Raw genomic sequence first — 18,607 nt, 5'->3', positions numbered from 1 at the left:
GGACTGCAAATACACCCACCGACAAATGCGCGACGTCTTGAATCAGCCAGCGTATGCGTCGGTGGGTGGTGCGCCTTTTAATGTCGAGTCCAAAAATCGTTCCTGGGTGCGCCGTGCACGGAAGTGCGTGCCCTAGTTGGCCCGTTGTGGATTAAGCGCAGCTTCACTCGGCCAGTTCTCCGTCTACCGCTGAAGTCCTGAAACCGTCGTTGTCATAGACCCATACATGGACACATCCCTGCCCAATTAGCGGACCTAACGTCCTGGTGCCACGGCTCGGTTTGCGGCAAGCCGCGCTAGCCATGCAATTGTCTTGGACGCGCCTGCAGCCGGTGGATCACTCGTGGGTTGTAGTTCAGCAAACACTTACGGCGACACTTTTGGATGACTTCGAGGTGTTTCGTCGATTTTCGTGGTCTAATGAGTCGATGAATGACATAAGTAATTTCAGTGGCCTCAGCGGTTCAGGCGCAAGTGAACTTTTTCAGATCCTTCGCGACGGGCGCCCACGCACTCGTACTGAACTCGCAGACATTATGGGGCTGGCTCGTTCAACAGTCACCCTGCGCATCGAAGCCCTCATGGAGCTCGGACTCGTGGGTTACGTGGATGATGCCATTTCCACGGGCGGACGCCCCTCTACGCGCATTGCACTGAAGGCCGGAAGCAAGGTTGTTCTGGGGATTGATATCGGCGCTTCCCACGTCCGGGTGGCATTAACTGATCTACTCGGGCACAGGCTCAAAGAAGATGGTCAAAGCATTGAGGTTTCTAAGGGCCCGGAAATTGTGCTTGAAACCGCGGTAAAGATGGGTAAGAAACTCCTCAAAGACACCAAGCACTCCCCCGACGATCTGCTGTCCGTCGGCGTGGGCGTCCCAGGTCCAGTTGAATATCGCACCGGACGGCCATTCAACCCACCGATCATGCCTGGTTGGAACGGTTTTGACGTACCCGGCTTACTTAAAGATCACTTCCACGTCCCAGTTCTCGTAGACAATGACGTGAACATCATGGCACTGGGCGAACGCAATGCCTCGTGGCCAGATGTAGATAACATGCTCTTCGTCAAGATCGCCACCGGTATTGGCTCCGGAATAATATCCAGCGGCAGACTCCAACGTGGTGCAGACGGTGTTGCTGGCGATATCGGACATATTCGCGTACACAACGGCACCGGCATCCCTTGTCATTGCGGAAATCTAGACTGCCTCGAAGCCGTTGCCTCCGGCCCTGCTGTGGCAAAGAAGTTGCGTGCACTCGGTCATGACGCCAACACCAGCGACGATGTCATTGCACTGGTCAGCTCTGGCAACGCCGAGGCCGTACACGCCGTACGACAAGCTGGACGCGACGTTGGTGAGGTTCTCTCCGCTTGCGTGAGCCTGATCAACCCGTCAGTTATTGTCATCGGTGGCTCGATGACCCTTACCGGAGAACACTTTATTGCTGGCATCCGAGAAGTGGTCTATTCACGCGCAATCCCGGTGGCCACCCAGCATTTGCGTATTGTGCAGTCAGGACCCGGGCTCGATGCCGGAGTGCTCGGTGCCTGCATGCTCGCCATTCACCATGCCATGTCGCCAAAACATATTGATGCGCTCGTCAACGGACTTAAGTCCGACTAGATCAACAACCTTTCGTCGAATTTCGACAACTTTTGCTTGACAGGCGACAGAGATCAAAAATAGTGTTAGCTCCGTCACATGATTTATGCGCTGGTGCTTGTCGCATCTAGCGTTTACGGAACGCTAGAAAGGCGTCACTATGTGCTTCGGATTTAATGCTCCCGCCGCCCTCAAACGCTCACTGGAGCAAAAGGAGGTGGGCCGCCGCGGATTCCTCACTGGAGCCGCTGCTCTAGGCGCCACCATCGGTCTGGCCGGAATGGGGGTAGCCCCAGCAATTGCGGCACCGACCGGGCGCCGCCCAGTACCACCGGGACTGATCAGCATCCAGATGTACACCCTTCGTTCAATCATGAATGGTGAAGGCGTTGACCAGACGCTGGCAGCACTAGCCGACTACGGATACACCAAAATTGAGCTAGCTGGGTTCTATGGACGTACCGCCGAGCAATTGCGCGGCACCCTCGACTCGCTAGGCATCACGCCCTCCTCCAGCCACAGCGGCATGAGCGCTTCGCCAGCCGCACTGGAAACGAAGCTCGCCGATGCACTCACGTTGGGACAGAGCTACATCAACGTTCCATATCTGGTTTCCAGCAATGGAGATGACTGGCGCCGCTGGGCCGACCAAATGAATGAGGAAGCAGCTGCCGCTGCAGCTGTCGGTCTGAAATACGGATATCACAACCACGCCCACGAATTCACCACCGACCTTGGTGGCGGGCTGACCCCATGGGATGTCTTCACTAGCCGTCTGGATCCAAGTCTGGTGCACCTGGAAGTTGATCTGTACTGGGCAGTGACCGGTGGTGTCGGAGTGGGAGCGAAGGATCCTATCCAGTTTGCCATCGACACGATTGCGCAGGCTCCGCAAGAGACGTTGCAGTACCACGTCAAAGACCGCGATCTCTCCGGTGACTTTGCGGACCTAGGCACGGGAGCCATCGACTTCTCGCGTATCTTCTCCGCACACCGGCCGAAGGAATTTGTTGTGGAGAACGACAGCCCTGATGTCACTCCGCTGCAGACTGCGGAGGTTGGTTTCAATTATCTGCGCAAGCTGCGTTTCTAGAAGCTAAACGTTTGGCCAGGCACTTATGTGCCTGGCCAAATTCTTTTCAAACTAAAAGCTACTTGCTAACTTTCTCGGCTTCGCGCCATAGTCCAATCGCGGTGCGCATGGAGGTTCGAGCCCGACCTTTATCGCCACAGGCTTCGTAGGCCAGGGCCAAACGGTACCAAGATTTCCAGGACTCTGGGTTCTCTTCAACGTCACGCTGATGATTGGGGAAATCTTCGTCTGCAGCGGAACGAATAATACGGCCCGACGGCTTTCGGGGCAGGTCCTTAGGCAGTTCGCCCGAGGCGGCCAAGGATTTACCCATCTTCTCGGTACGTAGCCCAAAGAGGATTTCACGAATCAGGATCCAAACGCAGAGCGCAGGAATGACTAAGATCGCCACACCCATGAGCTGAGCAATCAATACGCCTGAGCCCATAAAGCGGAAGGCCTGAGTGAAGGTCATGCCGATGTACAAGGCAAAGAGCAGGAGTATCCCGCCGACCCAAAGCTTGGTTTTCACTGTCCGAGCTCCAAATATCCGTCTAGGCCATAGGTCAGTCCTGGGCGCGACTCTACGGTTCGCAGTCCCAACAAGACCCCTGGCATGAACGAAGCACGGTCAAAGGAATCGTGACGCAAAGTCAGCTGTTCTCCTTGGCCGCCAAGAAGTACTTCCTGATGTGCCACCAGCCCACGCAGTCGAACCGAATGTACATGGATGCCGTCCACTACCGAGCCGCGAGCGCCATCAAGCTGAGTTTCGGTGGCATCGGGGCTGGCTGGAACTCCGGCAGCTTCACGTGACTTCGCCACGAGTTCGGCAGTACGCACTGCTGTTCCGCTGGGAGCATCAACCTTGTTCGGGTGATGCAATTCAATAATTTCTACAGATTCAAAGTACTTTGCTGCGGTGGCAGCGAAGGCGCTGGCCAGCACCGATCCCAGAGCGAAGTTTGGTGCGATCAACACACCGGTCTGCGGACTCTTGTCCAGTAGCGCTTCAAGCTCAGCCCGGCGTTCGTCATCCCACCCGGTGGTTCCGACCACTGCGTGCAGGTGATTCGCCACCGCGAAGCGAACGTTGGCTTCGGTAGCATCCGGAACCGACAGATCAACCACGTGGGTTGCTCCCGCCTCAAGAATCTGAGCGAGGTCATCGCCTCGACCTAAACTGGCTACTAATTCCATGTCGGCAGCTTCGTTAACGGCCTTGACCGCTTCGGCTCCCATTCGTCCGGCCGCACCGAGCACGGCTACCTTGATCTGTGCACTCATGAGCTTAAGCCTATCGTTTTCGTCGGCTCCCTCTAGCCAACAATGACGTGCCCGCCTCACCATTCCGTAATGCCGGTGATCATTGAACATCCAAATAATTTGAATCGGTGGCTGCTCTACGGCCAGTCCAGCTTGTTTTGCCCCGCAACTCGGGGAAAAATAAGCTTCAGGAACCTCCGAACAGTGAGCAGGGCTATGGGTCAGAAAATGGGACGTTTAAGTCTAGGCATCAGTGTCATACTGGTTGCCACCTTCGCTGTGACATCGTGCGGGTCAGATACCGAACCGATTTCGCTGTCCGATCAAGAACTCGCCGACGTAGTCAACGTAGTTCAAGAGCAGGGAACCGTCATTGATGGCGCATCCTGTCAGGTCGAAATTTTCCGCATTGAAGCTTCCACCACTTATGGCTGGGCCACCTGTGCACCGGCCGAAGAGAGCGATCCTCAAGCAGTCGCCCAGGCAGATGCCTTCCCATTCCGCATCGATGGTGACAAGCTACGTCGCCCCGATGAAGGCGGTAACTATGCGAAGGACGTAGAGAAGCTTTTCCCTGAAGATCTACGTTCGGCCATCACCCAGCACGCCACGGGGGCCACCGGATAGGTTTTGCGGCAGTTGATGAAGTAAACGGTGGGTGAGCAATCCTGCTGTTGTTTAAAGGTTTGTGAGCGCACATCTAGCGCCATGAAAGGCCACGTGCGTCACGAATATTTTGGGCAGTTGCCCTCTACCCTCAATACCCGTCTGTCCGTTCGGGTTGCCGGAACCGGACCGGACGTAGTTCTCATTCATGGGTTGGGAGCTTCCAGCAGATACTTCACTCCCCTAGCAAATATCCTTGCGAGGAAATATCGGGTCATCGTTCCGGAGCTACCGGGTCACGGCAAGAATTTAGATGACGGCCGTCCGGTAACTGTAGCCCGGTTTGCCCACGAAGTTGCCCTGGCCCTTCGTGAGCTGAAAGTTGAAAAGGCAATCGTTCTCGGCCATTCAATGGGCGCCCAAGTCTCCATCGAACTTGCGCGAACCTGGCCTACATTGGTCAAGCACCTGCTTGTCGCAGCCCCCTCGGTTTACGACCGGGAAGCCACGCTGTTCCGGCAAGCACGCCGACTGATCCAAGACTTTCCTCACGAGCTGAACTCGGTCAAAGCCATCTTGCTAGTTGACTATCTTCGCTGTGGCATTCCGTGGTGGGCCAAGAGTTGCGAGCAGATGTTGGGTTACTCCACCATTAATCTGCTCAAGACCGTCACCTGTCCGATCGATGTTCTCTGCGGTACTCGAGATCCATTATCTCCGCCAGAATTTGGTGTACGTCTGATCGCCGGAATTGAACGCGCCAAGCTGACCATCATGAAACAAGGCGCCCACGGTTTCAATTTTTCTCATGCGCCCGAGATAGCCAGGATTATTGACGCTGCCAATTAGCTAGCTAACGGCCTGAAGCAAGAAAAACCGCGGTATCCCTGCTCTTAGCTGGGATACCGCGGTTTTTCATAGGACCTATAGACCCAGAGCGGCCTCGTCTTCGAACGGACCGACAACGGTGATGACTCGGTCCTTGGCGGCCAGTTCCTGAGCGAGCTCTTGAACTTGCTTGGCGGACACCGCGTTCACCTTGTCCAAGGCTTCATCGATGTCTTGGAATTCGCCGGTAACCATCTCTGCGCGTGCAAGACGCGACATACGGCTTCCCGGATCCTCCAGAGCCAGTACAGTGCCGCCAGCAAGCTGACCCTTAGCTTGGGTTAGCTCGGCTTCAGTGATTCCCTCGCTGGCCAACCGATCCAATTCAGCACCGAGCAACGTGATGACTTCGCCAGCCTTAGCCGGTGCGCATCCGGCATACATGCCGAAGTAACCTGCATCTGTGTAAGCGGCCGAGAAGGAATAGGTTGAGTACACCAGTCCACGCTTTTCGCGGATTTCCTGGAACAAACGTGAGCTCATTCCCCCGCCCAGCACGGCGTTGAGGACGGCCAAAACCTGACGGCGCTCGTCATGCCCGGTGATGCCAGCGCAGCCCATGATGATATTGGCCTGTTCCACTGGACGGTTGACGACTTCAATGCCAGCCCTTGAGGTGATCTGCGCCGGTTGCGCCGCACGTCGCGGTTCAGGCACGGCCAGCGGATCTAGATCCCAGCCAGCTTCACCCAGGGCTTCAAGCACCATGGTGCACAACGTGTCATGCTCTAGCGAGCCAGCGGCGGTAATGATCAGTTCGCTCGAACGATAATGGGCGCGGTAGTGCTCCATCACTGCTTCACGGCTGATGTTGTTGATTTCTTCTGGGGTGCCACCAATCGGGCGACCCAGTGGGTGCTCCCCCAAGACTCGGGCAACAAAACGTTCGTGGGCTACGTCTGTCGCATCATCAGCGTCCATCGCCAATTCCTCGATGATGACGCCGCGTTCCTGCTCCAGCTCTTGTGGGTCAATGACTGCCGAGGTGACCATGTCTGCGATGACATCTAGTGCCATCGGCAGATCGGTATCGAGTACCCGTGCGTAGTAGCAGGTCGATTCCTTGGCGGTTGCGGCATTTGATTCGCCGCCCACAGCATCAAATGACTGCGCGATCTCCAGAGCGGAACGCTTTTTTGTTCCCTTGAACAACAGGTGCTCTAGGAAGTGGGTTGACCCGTAGTGGCCAGCCTCTTCATCGCGTGAGCCCACTGGAACCCAGAAGCCTACGGTAGTTGAGCGTTGTCCGGGCATGGCTTCAGTAAGTACGCGAACGCCGCCAGGCAAGATACTGCGCCGGACTTCAGAGCCGCCCTCTCCGCGGTGGACCAAGGTAGGGTCCGCCGGGTCTGTCGGAGAGAACTGATTTGTCTCCACCGAATGCAACGGCAATGGAATCATGGCCACGAATATACGTCCTTAAATCTTCAGAAATAAGCCTGTTCAGGGCTTGGAACTTTGCTCTCATTCTCCCACAGAACGGTGGGGCGCAAGCAACCGCCAAGCAGTGCACTTGCCGGTGAAACGTCAGCTATCGGCACGAATTTCAGCTACGCTTCAGCGCGATTCTTGCGATCCATAACTCGGCCAGATCTTTACTCGATTTCAGGTTTCTGCCGGTCAGCTGTTCGATTCGCCCGATTCGGTAGCTCAAGGTCTGGCGGTGGATCCCCAACTTCGCTGAGGTTTCAATCCAGTTTCGGTTTTCATCGAGGTAAGCGCAGAGCGTATCGATCAGGCTCTGTTCAGAGGAACCGGCCTGACGTAGCGGCCCCAAGACGCGTTCCACAATTTCTTTGGCTTGGCTTTCGGACTTCGGAGCTAAGGAAAAACTGACTTCGTCATAACGCACAATTCCGGTTTTCGGGCCGTCCGACGATTCGTAGGCTACCTGTGCTCGAAGTAGCCCATCTTTGACCCCACCAAGGTTGGTGATGGTCGGCGAGATGCCAATTCCAATGCCATGGTATTCGCTCAAACTTTGAAGCACCGGCAAGTCCGCAGAGCGTACGAGTGACGCGTAGTAACCATTTTGTATATGACTGGCGTGGGCGATACCGGCCAAGCTCAAGGATGAAAAGACCAGCTCTTCATTGTTCGTGGAGGTAATGGCCACCATGAGGTCTTGAACTGGTTGTCCAAGTTGGGTGGCATCGCGTACCAAACGGTCTTGCGGAGTACTGCTCTCCAGCGAGTCAGGGAGCAAGTGTCGGCGCTGATGCGCCAATCCAAGGGCGGTATGAGTCCGGCGATTAACTTCCCCGGCGATGACCTGACTTAGATGGGTCATGGTGAAAGAATCCAGCATAGAGCCAGGGCTTTCTTCCACAAGTAACACCGTGGAGCGTTGCGTCGGAAGGCTCCACACCGAAAGTTCTCCCCCGCGCAATGAACCCATGCGGTTGATCATCCCTTGCCCATAAGGCAAGACCTCAGATGCCAACTTCTTGATCTCTGAACTATCTACGGTGAGCGATCCAGGAAGTACATCAACACCGGTAGCTACATCCACTGCCGTCATGGCAACCTTGAAGACACTCTCCAGTTGTTGCGCAAAGCCAGAAGGGTGTTCGTACTCGCCCAGGGCTGCCCGATACAAATGGTTCAGCGTCATCAGCTGCTGCGCTTGGTTACTCTTGTTGGCTGCCGCGACCATGCGCACGATGCTGGCAAACGGAACTGCACGTTTCATCAACATCACCGGAAGCCCGAGATGGTTCGCCGTCTCTAGTGCTTCGGGATGCAGCTGTGGTGCTAGGTCGTTATCCTCGACCACCACTCCGCAAAGGCCAGCGCGTTCCAGACGGCGGATGAACTCAACTTGTTCCTGCGCATCATTGGGTACACAGTGACCGATGGTCATCAACAGTTCGTTCTGTCCCAGCCAACGGTAGGGGTCTGGCAATTCGCAGCTATGGGCCCAGAGGATTTCTCGATTGATCCCCTCGGATCCTGCGATCAGCCGGCATCCGGTGGCTTCCATAGCGAGTAGGTCAGAAATGATCATCTGAGCCTGCCGCCTCTGCCGGGGCGCAGAGCTGCGCAATCTTTCTCAACTGAAGCCATGCCTTCAACCGTACCTTTGCCCCTCAGCAAAAGTAGACAAAATTCCTGTGCAGTTCTTCACCCGAACTATCTGCGGATACAACAAAGCCCGTCGGATCAATTAATCCAACGGGCTTTGTGGTGGTTCTAGCCTGTGGAGGTTTTAGACTGTGATGCTTAGAGCCCGGCGTACAGGTTTTCCTGTAGCTTCCGGCGGAAGATCCACAGTACGATACCGACAATCACGCCGGCACCAATGATGCAGATGAAGTACGAGTAATCGCTGATGACGGTGTAGAGCTGGCCGAAGAGTCCGGAGAAAGCCGAGCCTAGGGACAGGGTCAAGAAGTTCAATCCGACCATTTGTGAACGGAAGCGCTCAGGACCGATACGGGTAGCCAGTGAAAGGCTTATCGGTCCAACGAAGACTTCCGAAGCACCGGCAGCCATCATGACAAGCACGATGAGCAACAGCGGGATCAATGCGCCTTCATACATCTTGAGCACAAGGAGCATGATGATGTACGCGCAACCCATGTGGAACATGCCAACCGCAAACTTGGACGGTGCACCCGGACCGCTGTTTCCCGATTTGTCCCAGAAGTAGGTGACAAATGGGGTAATCAGCACTGCAGCGAACTGCGCAAGCATGGTGATCCAAGCAACCGGAACGCTCCACCCGGCAATGACGAGGTCAACGCGTTCGGAAATCAGGATTGCAATGGTGGTTGATTGCTGGAACAGCAGGCCAAAGAAGAGGCCACCAGCCAGGAACAACGGAAGGTAGGCGCTCACACGACGCTTCTCGTCCTTGGTGACTTCCTTGCTGCCAAGCATCATGATGAAGTACCACGCGGCGCTAGCCAGAATCAGCACAGTGGTGATGGCAGACAGCGATGAGGCAGGGAGCAATCCCGAAGACAAGATGACGATAATGGCCAACAAGACCACCACGGCAATGATGCTCAGACGCACCAGCTTGGACTTTTCGATGGGGCGTTCAACAACACCAGACTTCGCTGGAAGCTTGGCCATGGACGCCATATATACGCCCAACGAAACCAACATACCGATTGCTGCCAAGCCGAAGCCTACGTGGAATCCCCACTCGTTCTGGGCGAAGCCCGAAGCCAGTGGTCCGGTGACGGCACCCATGTTGATGGCCAGGTAGAAGTAGGCAAATCCTACGTCTCGACGACCTTCATCTTGGCCTTCAACGGCGAGTCCAACGATGTTAGTGATGTTGGTTTTCAGTGCGCCGGTACCCAAGATGATCAAGCCCAGGCCAATAGCCAAGCCGGTCATTCCTGAGATGAAGGCCAATGCGACGTGACCGGCGGCGATGATGATGCCACCGATGAATACCATCCACTTTGGGCTGATGACTCGTTCGCCCATCCACGAACCGAGCAGCTGAGCCAAGTAGACCGAACCACCGTAGGCGCCAACGATGCCCGATGCGGACGCCGCGTCAATTCCTAGGCCGCCTTCGGAGGCGGTGTACAGAAGGTAGAAGGTCAGGATGCCGTTGAGACCGTAGAACGAAAAACGTTCCCAGAATTCGGTAAAGGCTAGCGTGCCTACGCCGCGTGGTACGCGTGGCTTATCGCTACTATCTGCCGTCGCCGAGGCGGCCTCGGCTTGTTCTAATCTCGGATCTTGCTCGTCGAGTTCAGTGTTTGGCATTGTGGTCGGTCTCCGCTTTCCAAAAATGTGAAGATCAGCCTTGGCCCATAGGCACCGCGAAAAGCTCGCAGAAGCGTACTGCTCTACGAACGCGACATTGCGACTTTCCGTGTTTCTCAAAGCTCATTTGTTACCCGACTCACTCTAGAGTCTTGAAGGTGCCCCAACCCTCATACAGATCAACAAAAGCTTGGGCAACAACTATCCAATGAAACAAGAGGTGCGTCACAAGCATTTTGGTGAGTGCCGAAAATTCGGTCTTTTTCAGGGTTCGCTCAGAGATGCGAGGGCGAGCGAAAACCGAGTCACTAAGTGCCACGGTTCACATTAAATTTTGGCCAGAAGGGCCAAGATCCCCGAGATAACTTCAGATTTGCTCAAAACAGGAACAGGCCATGCCGGGCCGCCCCTGTTCTCTACAGGTTCAACCCGCGCGCGGCTTGGCGCAAAACTAGTTTGTTTAGGACTCGTCGAGGTATCCACGCTTTGCAGCGTCATCACATACTGGCGTCTTGTGTTCCGGGTCAATCGAAGAACAAGCTAGGTAGGCAGAGTTCGCCGCTTCTTCAACACTCAACTCTTCGTAACCCACGGAGCCCGGATTGTACGAAACTGCGGTGCTCCATTCGTCCAAGTCCTTGCATGCGTCTAAGCCCTTGGCTTCAGCCTCTTTGATCTTGGTTTCGGAGGCATCTTTATCTGACCAAGTCTTGTTCTGTGCCGAGATGGCATCTTGGCATCCCTGAGAGATGGTGGCCGTTCTGGCCGAATCTAGATCCGCGCATCCGCTGGTTGAGCAAATAATGAAGGCTACTACGGCAGCTGAGGAAAGAACTTTGCGCATATCAACCATGCTACCCAAAGCACCTAGGGTTTGGCTGAGACGGTGCGCCCCATTGATTTATTCGTGGCCTGCAAAACGCAAAAGATCTCGTGCTTCTCCGTAGAAGAAGCACGAGATCCCGAGAAAATTAGCGAGCTATTTATGCAAGCTTGGAACGCTTGAAGGCATCAAGGCTAATTCCTTGTTCCAGAATTACCTTGGCCCATTCGCGTGCCGAGTGCAGCGAGTGGTCGCGGTAGTTACCGCAGCTCTTTGCTTCGGTGCCTGGAACATCGTCCCAGGTGATCTTCTCTGCAATGTCTTCCAACGAGCTTTTGACCGCTGCAGCGACCTCTGCTGGCTCGGGCTCGCCCCACAAGATCATGTGGAAGCCGGTACGGCAGCCGAATGGGGAGAAATCAATCAGGCCATCGATGCGGGTGCGCAGTAGTCCGGCCATGGTGTGCTCAATCGTGTGCAGACCAGCGGTAGGGATTTCACCGTGGTTTGGCTGCACAAAGCGGATGTCGTAATTGGTGATTGCATCGCCCTTAGGCCCACGCTCAACTCCAATTTTTCGCACGTAGGGCGCTTTGACCTTGGTGTGATCCAAGGCAAAGCTTTCAACTTCAGCAAGTTCAATATCACTCATGAATAAAGTGTATCCGTTGTGCCTACCGAGAATCGATGCCTGTTAATGAGTCGTAACCGGTAGACTTCTTAGGACGTTCGGGTGCAGTAATCTACCCGAGCTGACTTCATTTAGAGGGGAAATTCATGTCGGATCAGAAGTCCTTGCTCGTCTTTGCGCATCAAGACGAAGCAGTAGCCTTTGCAGATGTAGAACACCTGATTTCAGGCGTCGGCAAGATCAATGCATCGGTTGCTCTGGCAGGCGCCCTTGCTGACGGAAATATCAAGAATGTCATCGTTCTGGGTACCGCTGGTGTTGTGGGACATGCAGGCGAAGACCGTCCAAGCCTTGAGACCATCTACCAGGTCACGAAACTCATCCAGCATGATTTCCCATTGCCTTCGGCGGACGTAGATCCCACCGGCGAGATCGTTCTGCCCGACTTCCAAGCCGTGATGGCTACTGGTGACGTGTTTGTATCAAATGATGAGCAGCGCGTTCACATCAAGGAGCTCGGTGCTTCCTTGGTGGACATGGAAGGCTACGCCTACGCCAGCATCTGCCAGCGCTTTGATATTCCGCTGCAGATCTTCAAGATTCCATCTGACTACGCTGACGACTCGGCATCCATTGATGAGTGGGACGAGATCGCTAAGCAGAAGAGCGTTGCACTACGCGAGTTCTACGACAAGAACTTGGTCTAAGCACTAAGTTCTCTGAAACGCACCGGATCTTTGAACCACATGGTTTTTAGCTCCGGTGCGTTTTGTGTTTTTGCTGAATACCACAAGCCAAGAAATCCCAGCGGCGCTGCAGTGGGTATAAAAAACCTCGGTCCCCCACCAAGTGGAGAACCGAGGTTTTTTGATGGAGTCTAGAAACTACTCTGCAGCAGCTTCTTCGTCCTCTTCAACAACTGGAGCCAGCGACAACTTGCCACGGTCATCAATCTTGGTGATCTCAACCTGTAGCTTCTGGCCAACGCCGACAACGTCTTCGACGTCCTCAACACGCTTGCCATCGTTGATCTTGCGCAGCTCAGAGATGTGCAGCAGACCGTCCTTGCCAGGAGTCAATGAAACGAACGCACCGAAGGTGGTCAGCTTCACGACGGTACCCAGGTAACGCTCGCCAACCTCAGGAACCTGAGGGTTAGCAATAGCGTTAATGGCCGAGCGGGCAGCTTCAGCGGCTTCGCCACCGGTTGCGCCGATCAGCACGGTGCCATCATCTTCAATCGAGATGTCAGCGCCGGTGTCTTCCTGGATCTGGTTGATCATCTTGCCCTTAGGGCCGATGACTTCACCGATCTTATCCACTGGAATCTTCACGGAGATGATTCGTGGAGCGTTGACGTTCAGCTCATCTGGAGTATCGATGGCCTGGTTCAGCACGTTCAGGATGTGCAGGCGAGCTTCACGAGCCTGGGTCAGCGCAGCGGCCAGAACCGAAGCTGGAATACCATCCAACTTGGTGTCCAACTGGATTGCGGTAACAAACTCAGAAGTACCGGCAACCTTGAAGTCCATGTCACCCATGGCATCTTCGGCACCGAGGATATCGGTCAGGGCAGCGTAACGGGTTTCGCCGTTGACGGTGTCCGAAACCAGACCCATAGCGATACCGGCGACTGGTGCCTTCAGTGGCACACCAGCGTTCAGCAGCGACAGGGTCGAAGCGCAAACCGAGCCCATGGAGGTCGAGCCGTTGGAGCCCAGTGCCTCAGAGACCTGACGGATTGCGTATGGGAATTCCTCACGGCTTGGCAACACTGGAACCAGTGCGCGCTCTGCCAGTGCACCGTGGCCGATTTCGCGGCGCTTTGGTGAACCAACACGGCCGGTTTCACCGGTCGAGTATGGAGGGAAGTTGTAGTTGTGCATGTAACGCTTGGACTTCACTGGGGACAGCGAGTCAATCTGCTGTTCCATCTTCAGCATGTTCAAGGTGGTTACGCCCATGATCTGGGTTTCGCCACGCTCGAAGATTGCCGAACCGTGAACGCGAGGCAGAACCTCAACCTCGGCGGAGAGCTGACGGATGTCAGCCAATCCACGTCCGTCGATACGTATCTGATCGGTCAAGATGCGCTGGCGCACGATGTGCTTGGTGACTGCGCCGAAGGCCTTGGAGATCTCGCCCTCACGGCCAGCGAAGGTGTTGCCTTCACCGGTCAGAGATGCAAGAACTTCGTCCTTGTAAGCGCTAGCAGCGTTGTCGCGCTCCTGCTTGTCAGCGATGGTGTAGATTTCAGCCAAGCGGGTCGAAGCAGCAGCTTCAACAGCAGCGAAAGCATCTTCTTCGTAATCGCGGAAGACTGGGAACTCAACGGTTTCCTTGGCAGCGCGAGCAGCCAGATCAGCCTGAGCGTCGCACAGAACCTTGATGAATGGCTTTGCAGCCTCAAGACCTTCTGCAACAACCTCTTCGGTTGGAGCTTGAGCGCCGCGTTCCTTGATCAGTTCCCAAGAGTTGTCGGTAGCTTCAGCTTCCACCATCATGATGGCAACGTCGTCGCCTGCAACACGGCCGGCAACGACCATGTTGAAGACAGCGTTCTTCAGCTCGGAGTGGCGTGGGAAAGCAACCCACTGTGCGCCGTTTCCGTCGTCAACCAGTGCAACGCGAACGCCACCGATTGGGCCGGAGAATGGCAGACCCGAAAGCTGAGTGGACATCGAGGACGCGTTGATTGCTACAACGTCGTACAGCTCATCTGGATCGATGGACAGGACGGTAACAACAACCTGAACCTCGTTGCGCAGACCCTTGACGAAAGCTGGGCGCAGTGGGCGGTCCATCAGACGACAAGCCAAGATGGCTTCGGTCGATGGGCGGCCTTCGCGGCGGAAGAAGCTACCTGGGATACGACCGGCAGCGTACATACGCTCTTCAACGTCCACGGTCAGTGGGAAGAAGTCGAAGCCTTCGCGTGGGTGCTTGCCGGCGGTGGTTGCCGAAAGCAATGCGGTTTCATCATCGATGTAAACCATTGCCGAACCTGCAGCTTGCTTAGCAAGGCGGCCGGTCTCGAAGCGAATGGTGCGGGTGCCGTAGCGACCGTTGTCGATCTGTGCTTCGGCGAATTGGATTTCTGGACCCTCCATTAAGGGGGTTCTCCTTTCGTTCGCTCCCAGCTAGGTGGATAAGCGAACCGCGTGGCCCTACCCAGATCTGGTCTTCGATCGAGACTCGCGCTAGCGTGCGATAAGCACTTGAGCGAAAGCCACTACCGAGGACCGCGAAGCTGGCGGTCGGGACCAACGGTTGGTCAGCCCTGGGAGTTATTTTCATTCGGGGTCTGCATAGAACATGCTGACCCAAGTACTAGCCTACCGGGAATTGGCCAAAGCTGCAGATCTCGACGGGCCAGCCCAAACTGAGAACATCATCATGATCCGCTTAGCTACTGCGCGCAGACTTCTCTTCTGGCGCGCAAGCCCAACTGGAAAGCATCTTTAGACTCTCTTCGTTCACAGATCCTGGCTCAGCAACATAAATGCTCATTTCGTGGGCAGCACGCGGTAGCTGGGCGATGCCGAAGGAACGGTAGGCCAGATCCAAACGACCAACCACAGGATGTTGCAGCCGCTTGATGCCCTCATGGGTGAAGCGGATGTTGTGTGTGGCCCACAGTGTTCTAAAGTCGTCGCTGAGTGTGGATAGCTCGCCAATGAGATCTTGCAACGCCTTATCGTTGGGCTCGCGTCCGGCCTCGGCGCGAAGAAGTGCCGCGGTCGCAGCCGCGCCAGCTTCCCAATCAAGGAAGAACTCCTTGGCTGCTGGGTCCAAGAAATGGAACCTTGCAAAGTTAGCGTGTGCGTTGGCTTTGGTGGTGTCACTGTTAAGCATGGGCGCGTGCAAGGCCCGGCCCAAGCTGTTTGACGCCACAACATCTAATCGCCCGTTTCGGACGAAGGTCGCCGAGAGTGTGGCTGAGTCCATAAACCACTGCACCGAGGGCGAGATCGGATCAACCTTTTTACGCCTCGCGGGTTTACTTGCGCTCCCCCGGGCGGTCTGAGCCAGCTCCAGCAAATAAATGCGCTCTTCTTCATTTAGCCGCAGTGCGGTGGCCACGGCGAGCAACACTTCTTCTGAGACGCCTGAAATGTTGCCCTTTTCTAGTCGGGCGTACCATTCGGGACTGACCCCGGCGAGCACTGCAACTTCTTCCCGGCGTAGCCCAGGGACCCGACGCCGAGTCCCCACAGCGAACCCAACTTCTTCGGGACGGATGCGGGCGCGACGGCTAGTGAGGAAGTCTTTGATGTTGCTGCGCTGGTTTTTCGGGTCGGTCATGTTTTAAAGGTAAGTCAGGATTGAAGTTTTTCGGGGGTACAACCAGTACCCCTATAAACGCAACCTTTCTCGCATAGCTCCAGTCACGGTGTAATGGATATGGAAAGATTCCTTCTTATAGAATAGGACGTTGATGAACGTAGACGATCGCCGCGTAGCGGTGCGATCTGATGCTACGACGAGGGGCAAGGCCAACCGGTCAATCCCGCTGGTCGTATATGTCTTGGCGGTAGGTACCTTTACGATGCTCACCACCGAGTTCATCGTGGCCGGCATCTTGACCCAGTTGGCGGCCGAGCTTGACGTCAGCGTGGGACGAGCGGGTCTACTGATCACCGTCTTTGCAGCGGGCATGGTCATTGGTGCACCACTGATGGCACTGCTGACCCTGCGATTGCCACAGCGTTTAACCTTGATCTTGTCCTTGGCAGTCTTTGCTGCTGGACATGTGGTTGTCGCGTTGGGATCAGATTTCACGCTGCTGATGGTGGCTCGTTTTGTTACCGCTCTGGCAACCGGAGCTTTCTGGTCCATCGCTGGAGTCGTTGCAGCTAAAAGTGCTGGCCCGGGCATGGCCTCTAGGGCGCTGGGAATTATCAATGCCGGAGGCATGCTCGCTACCGTGCTCGGTGTTCCCTTGGGCGCCTTTGCTTCCCAGTACTTCGGTTGGCGCGGATCATTCTGGGGCTTGGCTGTCCTGGCGGTCATCTCGGCGGCGCTGATAGCGCGTTTTGTTCCGCACAATATTTCCAAACATTCCCAGGTCTCAATTCCTCGTGAACTGGCGGGTCTGCGTTCACTGCGGTTGTGGCTGACCTTGGCCGCCTGCGCCACAACCACCGGTGGCGTGCTCTCGGCCTATTCCTATATTTCGCCGTTGCTCATCACCGGCACCGGCTTCAGCGAATCGGTCATACCTTTGGTGCTGATCGGTTTTGGTGTGGGATCGCTGATCGGTTCGTTGATTGGTGGCCGCTTAGGGGACGCGCATCCACACGTGATGACAGTCATTGCACCGGCCATGTCCACACTGATTCTTGTTTCAGTGTGCCTGTTCTCCGGCCTGCAACTGCCCATGATTGTGTTGATCACCCTGCTCGGATTTTTTGGTTTGGGCGCCAACCCGATCCTTGCCTCCTTGGCCATCAAGTATGGGGATCGTTCACCAACGTTGGCCTCTTCGCTCACCGTCGCGGGCTTTAATGTGGGAACTACAATCGCTTCGTGGCTCGGTGGCAAAGCCTTGGAAACTGAGCTTGGAACCACCGGTCCGGTAGTTGTTGGAGCGAGCATCGCCATGCTGACGCTCATCCCCGTTATCAGTCTGGCCGTCATTGCCCGACGCAACGCTAATAATCAAAAGCTCGTTCCCGCTCACAGCTAGTGCACCGCTCCTGTGCATTGGCTAAAAATAGAACACTAATCTCGGCGAGATGGGATTATTTACGCATCCGGCATCGTTGATGCTTCTGGGTGCACCATGTGCGCCTGTGAGCAGAGCACGGGAATCTTTCAAGATTCGATTACCCTCATGCGTGAAAATCTGGACCCGCCAGTAACTGAATACCACCGTGCGCCGAACCGGTGCACGATGAGAAGTAAACAGATAGACAAAGGAAAAATCTCCTATGACAACTATGGCAAACGCATACGCTGCACCATCGGCCACTGAGGCACTTGTTCCACTTCAGATTGAGCGTCGGGCCGTGGGTCCAAAAGATGTTCTGATTGACATCAAGTTTGCAGGTATCTGCCACTCGGACATCCACACCGTCAAGGGTGATTGGGGACCACAGTCCTACCCACTGGCTCCAGGCCACGAAATCGCTGGCATCGTAGCTGAGGTCGGCTCCGGGGTCACCAAGCACAAGGTCGGCGACCGCGTTGGCGTTGGCTGCATGGTCAACTCCTGTGGCAAGTGCGAATACTGTGTTGCTGGCGAAGAGCAGTTCTGCACCGAGGGCTCGGTTGGCACCTACGGTGCTACCGACCGCGATGGCACCATCACCCAGGGTGGTTACACCACCAACGTGGTTGTCACCGAAGACTTCGTACTGAGCATCCCAGATTCCATCGAGCTTGATGTTGCCGCTCCCCTGCTTTGCGCCGGTATCACTACCTTCTCGCCACTTCACCACTGGGGCGCAGGCCCAGGCAAGAAGGTTGCAGTTGTCGGTTTGGGCGGCTTGGGCCACATGGCAGTAAAGATCGCCAGCGCCATGGGTGCCGACGTGACCGTACTGTCCCAGTCCTTGAAGAAGAAGGAAGATGGACTCAAGTTGGGCGCTAGCGACTACCGCGCCACCAGTGACAAGAGCACCTTCACTGAGCTTGAGAAGACCTTCGATTTGATCATCAACACGGTCAGCGCTTCGATCGACATCAGCTCCTACCTTCAGTTGCTACGTGTTGACGGAACCATGGTCAACGTTGGTGCACCTGCTGAGCCACTTCCAGTGAACGCTTTTGCTTTGATCGGTGGACGTCGTTCGTTCGCCGGCTCCGCAATTGGCGGCATCAAGGAGACCCAGGAAATGCTGGACTTCTGTGGTGAGCACGGCATTGGTGCAGAGATCGAAGTTATCTCGGCCGATCAGATCAACGAAGCTTACGAGCGCGTCCTCAAGTCGGACGTTCGCTACCGCTTCGTGATTGACACCGCGACCATGGCCTAAAGC

16 protein-coding genes are annotated in these 18,607 nt (G+C 55.6%); 7 read left to right on the top strand and 9 right to left on the bottom strand.

What is annotated here, in order from left to right; genetic code table 11:
* Positions 1-428 precede the first annotated feature (428 nt).
* Together AC1Z3F_RS02435 and AC1Z3F_RS02430 are read left to right on the top strand one after the other, a co-directional pair.
* On the top strand, positions 429-1,628 hold the full coding sequence (locus tag AC1Z3F_RS02435; protein ID WP_131089946.1) for an ROK family transcriptional regulator: 1,200 nt from the start codon (positions 429-431) through the stop codon (positions 1,626-1,628).
* A 139-nt stretch (positions 1,629-1,767) separates the two neighbouring features.
* Positions 1,768-2,700, top strand: a complete 933-nt coding sequence (locus tag AC1Z3F_RS02430; RefSeq protein ID WP_131089947.1) for a sugar phosphate isomerase/epimerase family protein — start codon at positions 1,768-1,770, stop codon at positions 2,698-2,700.
* A 58-nt stretch (positions 2,701-2,758) separates the two neighbouring features.
* Here AC1Z3F_RS02430 and AC1Z3F_RS02425 read toward each other — a convergent pair whose 3' ends face one another.
* Both AC1Z3F_RS02425 and dapB read right to left on the bottom strand, forming a co-directional pair.
* A complete protein-coding gene (locus AC1Z3F_RS02425; RefSeq protein WP_131089948.1) occupies positions 2,759-3,211 on the bottom strand; it encodes a tetratricopeptide repeat protein in 453 nt (150 codons plus the stop codon).
* Positions 3,208-3,966, bottom strand: coding sequence for a 4-hydroxy-tetrahydrodipicolinate reductase (gene dapB / locus AC1Z3F_RS02420; RefSeq protein ID WP_131089949.1), 759 nt, complete (start codon positions 3,964-3,966; stop codon positions 3,208-3,210). Before dapB ends, AC1Z3F_RS02425 begins: the two co-directional genes overlap by 4 nt.
* A 207-nt stretch (positions 3,967-4,173) precedes the next feature.
* Between dapB and AC1Z3F_RS02415 the strand changes: the two genes are divergently transcribed.
* Positions 4,174-4,572 (top strand): hypothetical protein, encoded by a 399-nt coding sequence (locus AC1Z3F_RS02415; RefSeq protein ID WP_131089950.1) that lies wholly within the window; start codon positions 4,174-4,176, stop codon positions 4,570-4,572.
* Positions 4,573-4,653: 81 nt separating this feature from the next.
* A complete protein-coding gene (locus tag AC1Z3F_RS02410) occupies positions 4,654-5,400 on the top strand; it encodes an alpha/beta fold hydrolase (RefSeq protein ID WP_131089951.1) in 747 nt (248 codons plus the stop codon).
* A 75-nt stretch (positions 5,401-5,475) separates the two neighbouring features.
* On the opposite strand, the gene AC1Z3F_RS02405 is transcribed toward AC1Z3F_RS02410, so the two are convergent.
* From AC1Z3F_RS02405 to AC1Z3F_RS02385, 5 genes are all read right to left on the bottom strand, one after another.
* Entirely contained in the window at positions 5,476-6,846 is a 1,371-nt protein-coding gene (locus tag AC1Z3F_RS02405; RefSeq protein WP_483566517.1) for a M16 family metallopeptidase, read from the bottom strand.
* A gap of 139 nt (positions 6,847-6,985) precedes the next feature.
* Positions 6,986-8,446 carry a PucR family transcriptional regulator gene (locus AC1Z3F_RS02400; protein ID WP_131089952.1) on the bottom strand — a complete coding sequence of 487 codons (1,461 nt, stop codon included), beginning with the start codon at positions 8,444-8,446 and terminating at the stop codon, positions 6,986-6,988.
* Positions 8,447-8,661: 215 nt separating this feature from the next.
* Entirely contained in the window at positions 8,662-10,170 is a 1,509-nt protein-coding gene (locus AC1Z3F_RS02395; RefSeq protein ID WP_131089953.1) for a peptide MFS transporter, read from the bottom strand.
* A gap of 460 nt (positions 10,171-10,630) precedes the next feature.
* Entirely contained in the window at positions 10,631-11,023 is a 393-nt protein-coding gene (locus AC1Z3F_RS02390) for a hypothetical protein (protein ID WP_262198100.1), read from the bottom strand.
* Positions 11,024-11,153: 130 nt separating this feature from the next.
* Entirely contained in the window at positions 11,154-11,645 is a 492-nt protein-coding gene (locus tag AC1Z3F_RS02385) for an S-ribosylhomocysteine lyase (protein WP_131089955.1), read from the bottom strand.
* 125 nt (positions 11,646-11,770) lie between these two features.
* Here AC1Z3F_RS02385 and AC1Z3F_RS02380 point away from each other — a divergent pair, with 125 nt between their 5' ends.
* A complete protein-coding gene (locus AC1Z3F_RS02380) occupies positions 11,771-12,331 on the top strand; it encodes a phosphorylase family protein (RefSeq protein ID WP_131089956.1) in 561 nt (186 codons plus the stop codon).
* A gap of 177 nt (positions 12,332-12,508) precedes the next feature.
* Here AC1Z3F_RS02380 and AC1Z3F_RS02375 read toward each other — a convergent pair whose 3' ends face one another.
* Positions 12,509-14,734 carry a polyribonucleotide nucleotidyltransferase gene (locus AC1Z3F_RS02375; RefSeq protein ID WP_131089957.1) on the bottom strand — a complete coding sequence of 742 codons (2,226 nt, stop codon included), beginning with the start codon at positions 14,732-14,734 and terminating at the stop codon, positions 12,509-12,511.
* A 295-nt stretch (positions 14,735-15,029) separates the two neighbouring features.
* Positions 15,030-15,929: a helix-turn-helix transcriptional regulator gene (locus tag AC1Z3F_RS02370; protein ID WP_483566516.1), complete on the bottom strand. Its 900-nt coding sequence runs from the start codon at positions 15,927-15,929 to the stop codon at positions 15,030-15,032.
* A gap of 133 nt (positions 15,930-16,062) precedes the next feature.
* Between AC1Z3F_RS02370 and AC1Z3F_RS02365 the strand changes: the two genes are divergently transcribed.
* Together AC1Z3F_RS02365 and AC1Z3F_RS02360 are read left to right on the top strand one after the other, a co-directional pair.
* Positions 16,063-17,313 carry an MFS transporter gene (locus tag AC1Z3F_RS02365; RefSeq protein ID WP_483566515.1) on the top strand — a complete coding sequence of 417 codons (1,251 nt, stop codon included), beginning with the start codon at positions 16,063-16,065 and terminating at the stop codon, positions 17,311-17,313.
* A 244-nt stretch (positions 17,314-17,557) separates the two neighbouring features.
* Positions 17,558-18,604 carry an NAD(P)-dependent alcohol dehydrogenase gene (locus AC1Z3F_RS02360; protein WP_483566514.1) on the top strand — a complete coding sequence of 349 codons (1,047 nt, stop codon included), beginning with the start codon at positions 17,558-17,560 and terminating at the stop codon, positions 18,602-18,604.
* The last annotated feature ends 3 nt before the right edge of the window (positions 18,605-18,607 follow it).

The sequence above is a fragment of the Glutamicibacter sp. MOO4 genome (assembly GCF_056934395.1).
This window is presented reverse-complemented; position numbering and strand designations above follow the sequence as displayed.

Excerpts from the sequence above, each read along its gene's own strand:
- AC1Z3F_RS02360 (WP_483566514.1), top strand. The coding sequence starts at position 17,558 with ATGACAACTATGGCAAACGCATACGCTGCACCATCGGCCACTGAGGCA.
- AC1Z3F_RS02400 (WP_131089952.1), bottom strand. The coding sequence starts at position 8,446 with ATGATCATTTCTGACCTACTCGCTATGGAAGCCACCGGATGCCGGCTG.
- dapB (WP_131089949.1), bottom strand. The coding sequence starts at position 3,966 with ATGAGTGCACAGATCAAGGTAGCCGTGCTCGGTGCGGCCGGACGAATG.
- AC1Z3F_RS02375 (WP_131089957.1), bottom strand. The coding sequence starts at position 14,734 with ATGGAGGGTCCAGAAATCCAATTCGCCGAAGCACAGATCGACAACGGT.
- AC1Z3F_RS02385 (WP_131089955.1), bottom strand. The coding sequence starts at position 11,645 with ATGAGTGATATTGAACTTGCTGAAGTTGAAAGCTTTGCCTTGGATCAC.
- AC1Z3F_RS02410 (WP_131089951.1), top strand. The coding sequence starts at position 4,654 with ATGAAAGGCCACGTGCGTCACGAATATTTTGGGCAGTTGCCCTCTACC.
- AC1Z3F_RS02365 (WP_483566515.1), top strand. The coding sequence starts at position 16,063 with ATGAACGTAGACGATCGCCGCGTAGCGGTGCGATCTGATGCTACGACG.
- AC1Z3F_RS02370 (WP_483566516.1), bottom strand. The coding sequence starts at position 15,929 with ATGACCGACCCGAAAAACCAGCGCAGCAACATCAAAGACTTCCTCACT.
- AC1Z3F_RS02395 (WP_131089953.1), bottom strand. The coding sequence starts at position 10,170 with ATGCCAAACACTGAACTCGACGAGCAAGATCCGAGATTAGAACAAGCC.
- AC1Z3F_RS02415 (WP_131089950.1), top strand. The coding sequence starts at position 4,174 with ATGGGACGTTTAAGTCTAGGCATCAGTGTCATACTGGTTGCCACCTTC.
- AC1Z3F_RS02390 (WP_262198100.1), bottom strand. The coding sequence starts at position 11,023 with ATGGTTGATATGCGCAAAGTTCTTTCCTCAGCTGCCGTAGTAGCCTTC.
- AC1Z3F_RS02435 (WP_131089946.1), top strand. The coding sequence starts at position 429 with ATGAATGACATAAGTAATTTCAGTGGCCTCAGCGGTTCAGGCGCAAGT.
- AC1Z3F_RS02430 (WP_131089947.1), top strand. The coding sequence starts at position 1,768 with ATGTGCTTCGGATTTAATGCTCCCGCCGCCCTCAAACGCTCACTGGAG.
- AC1Z3F_RS02380 (WP_131089956.1), top strand. The coding sequence starts at position 11,771 with ATGTCGGATCAGAAGTCCTTGCTCGTCTTTGCGCATCAAGACGAAGCA.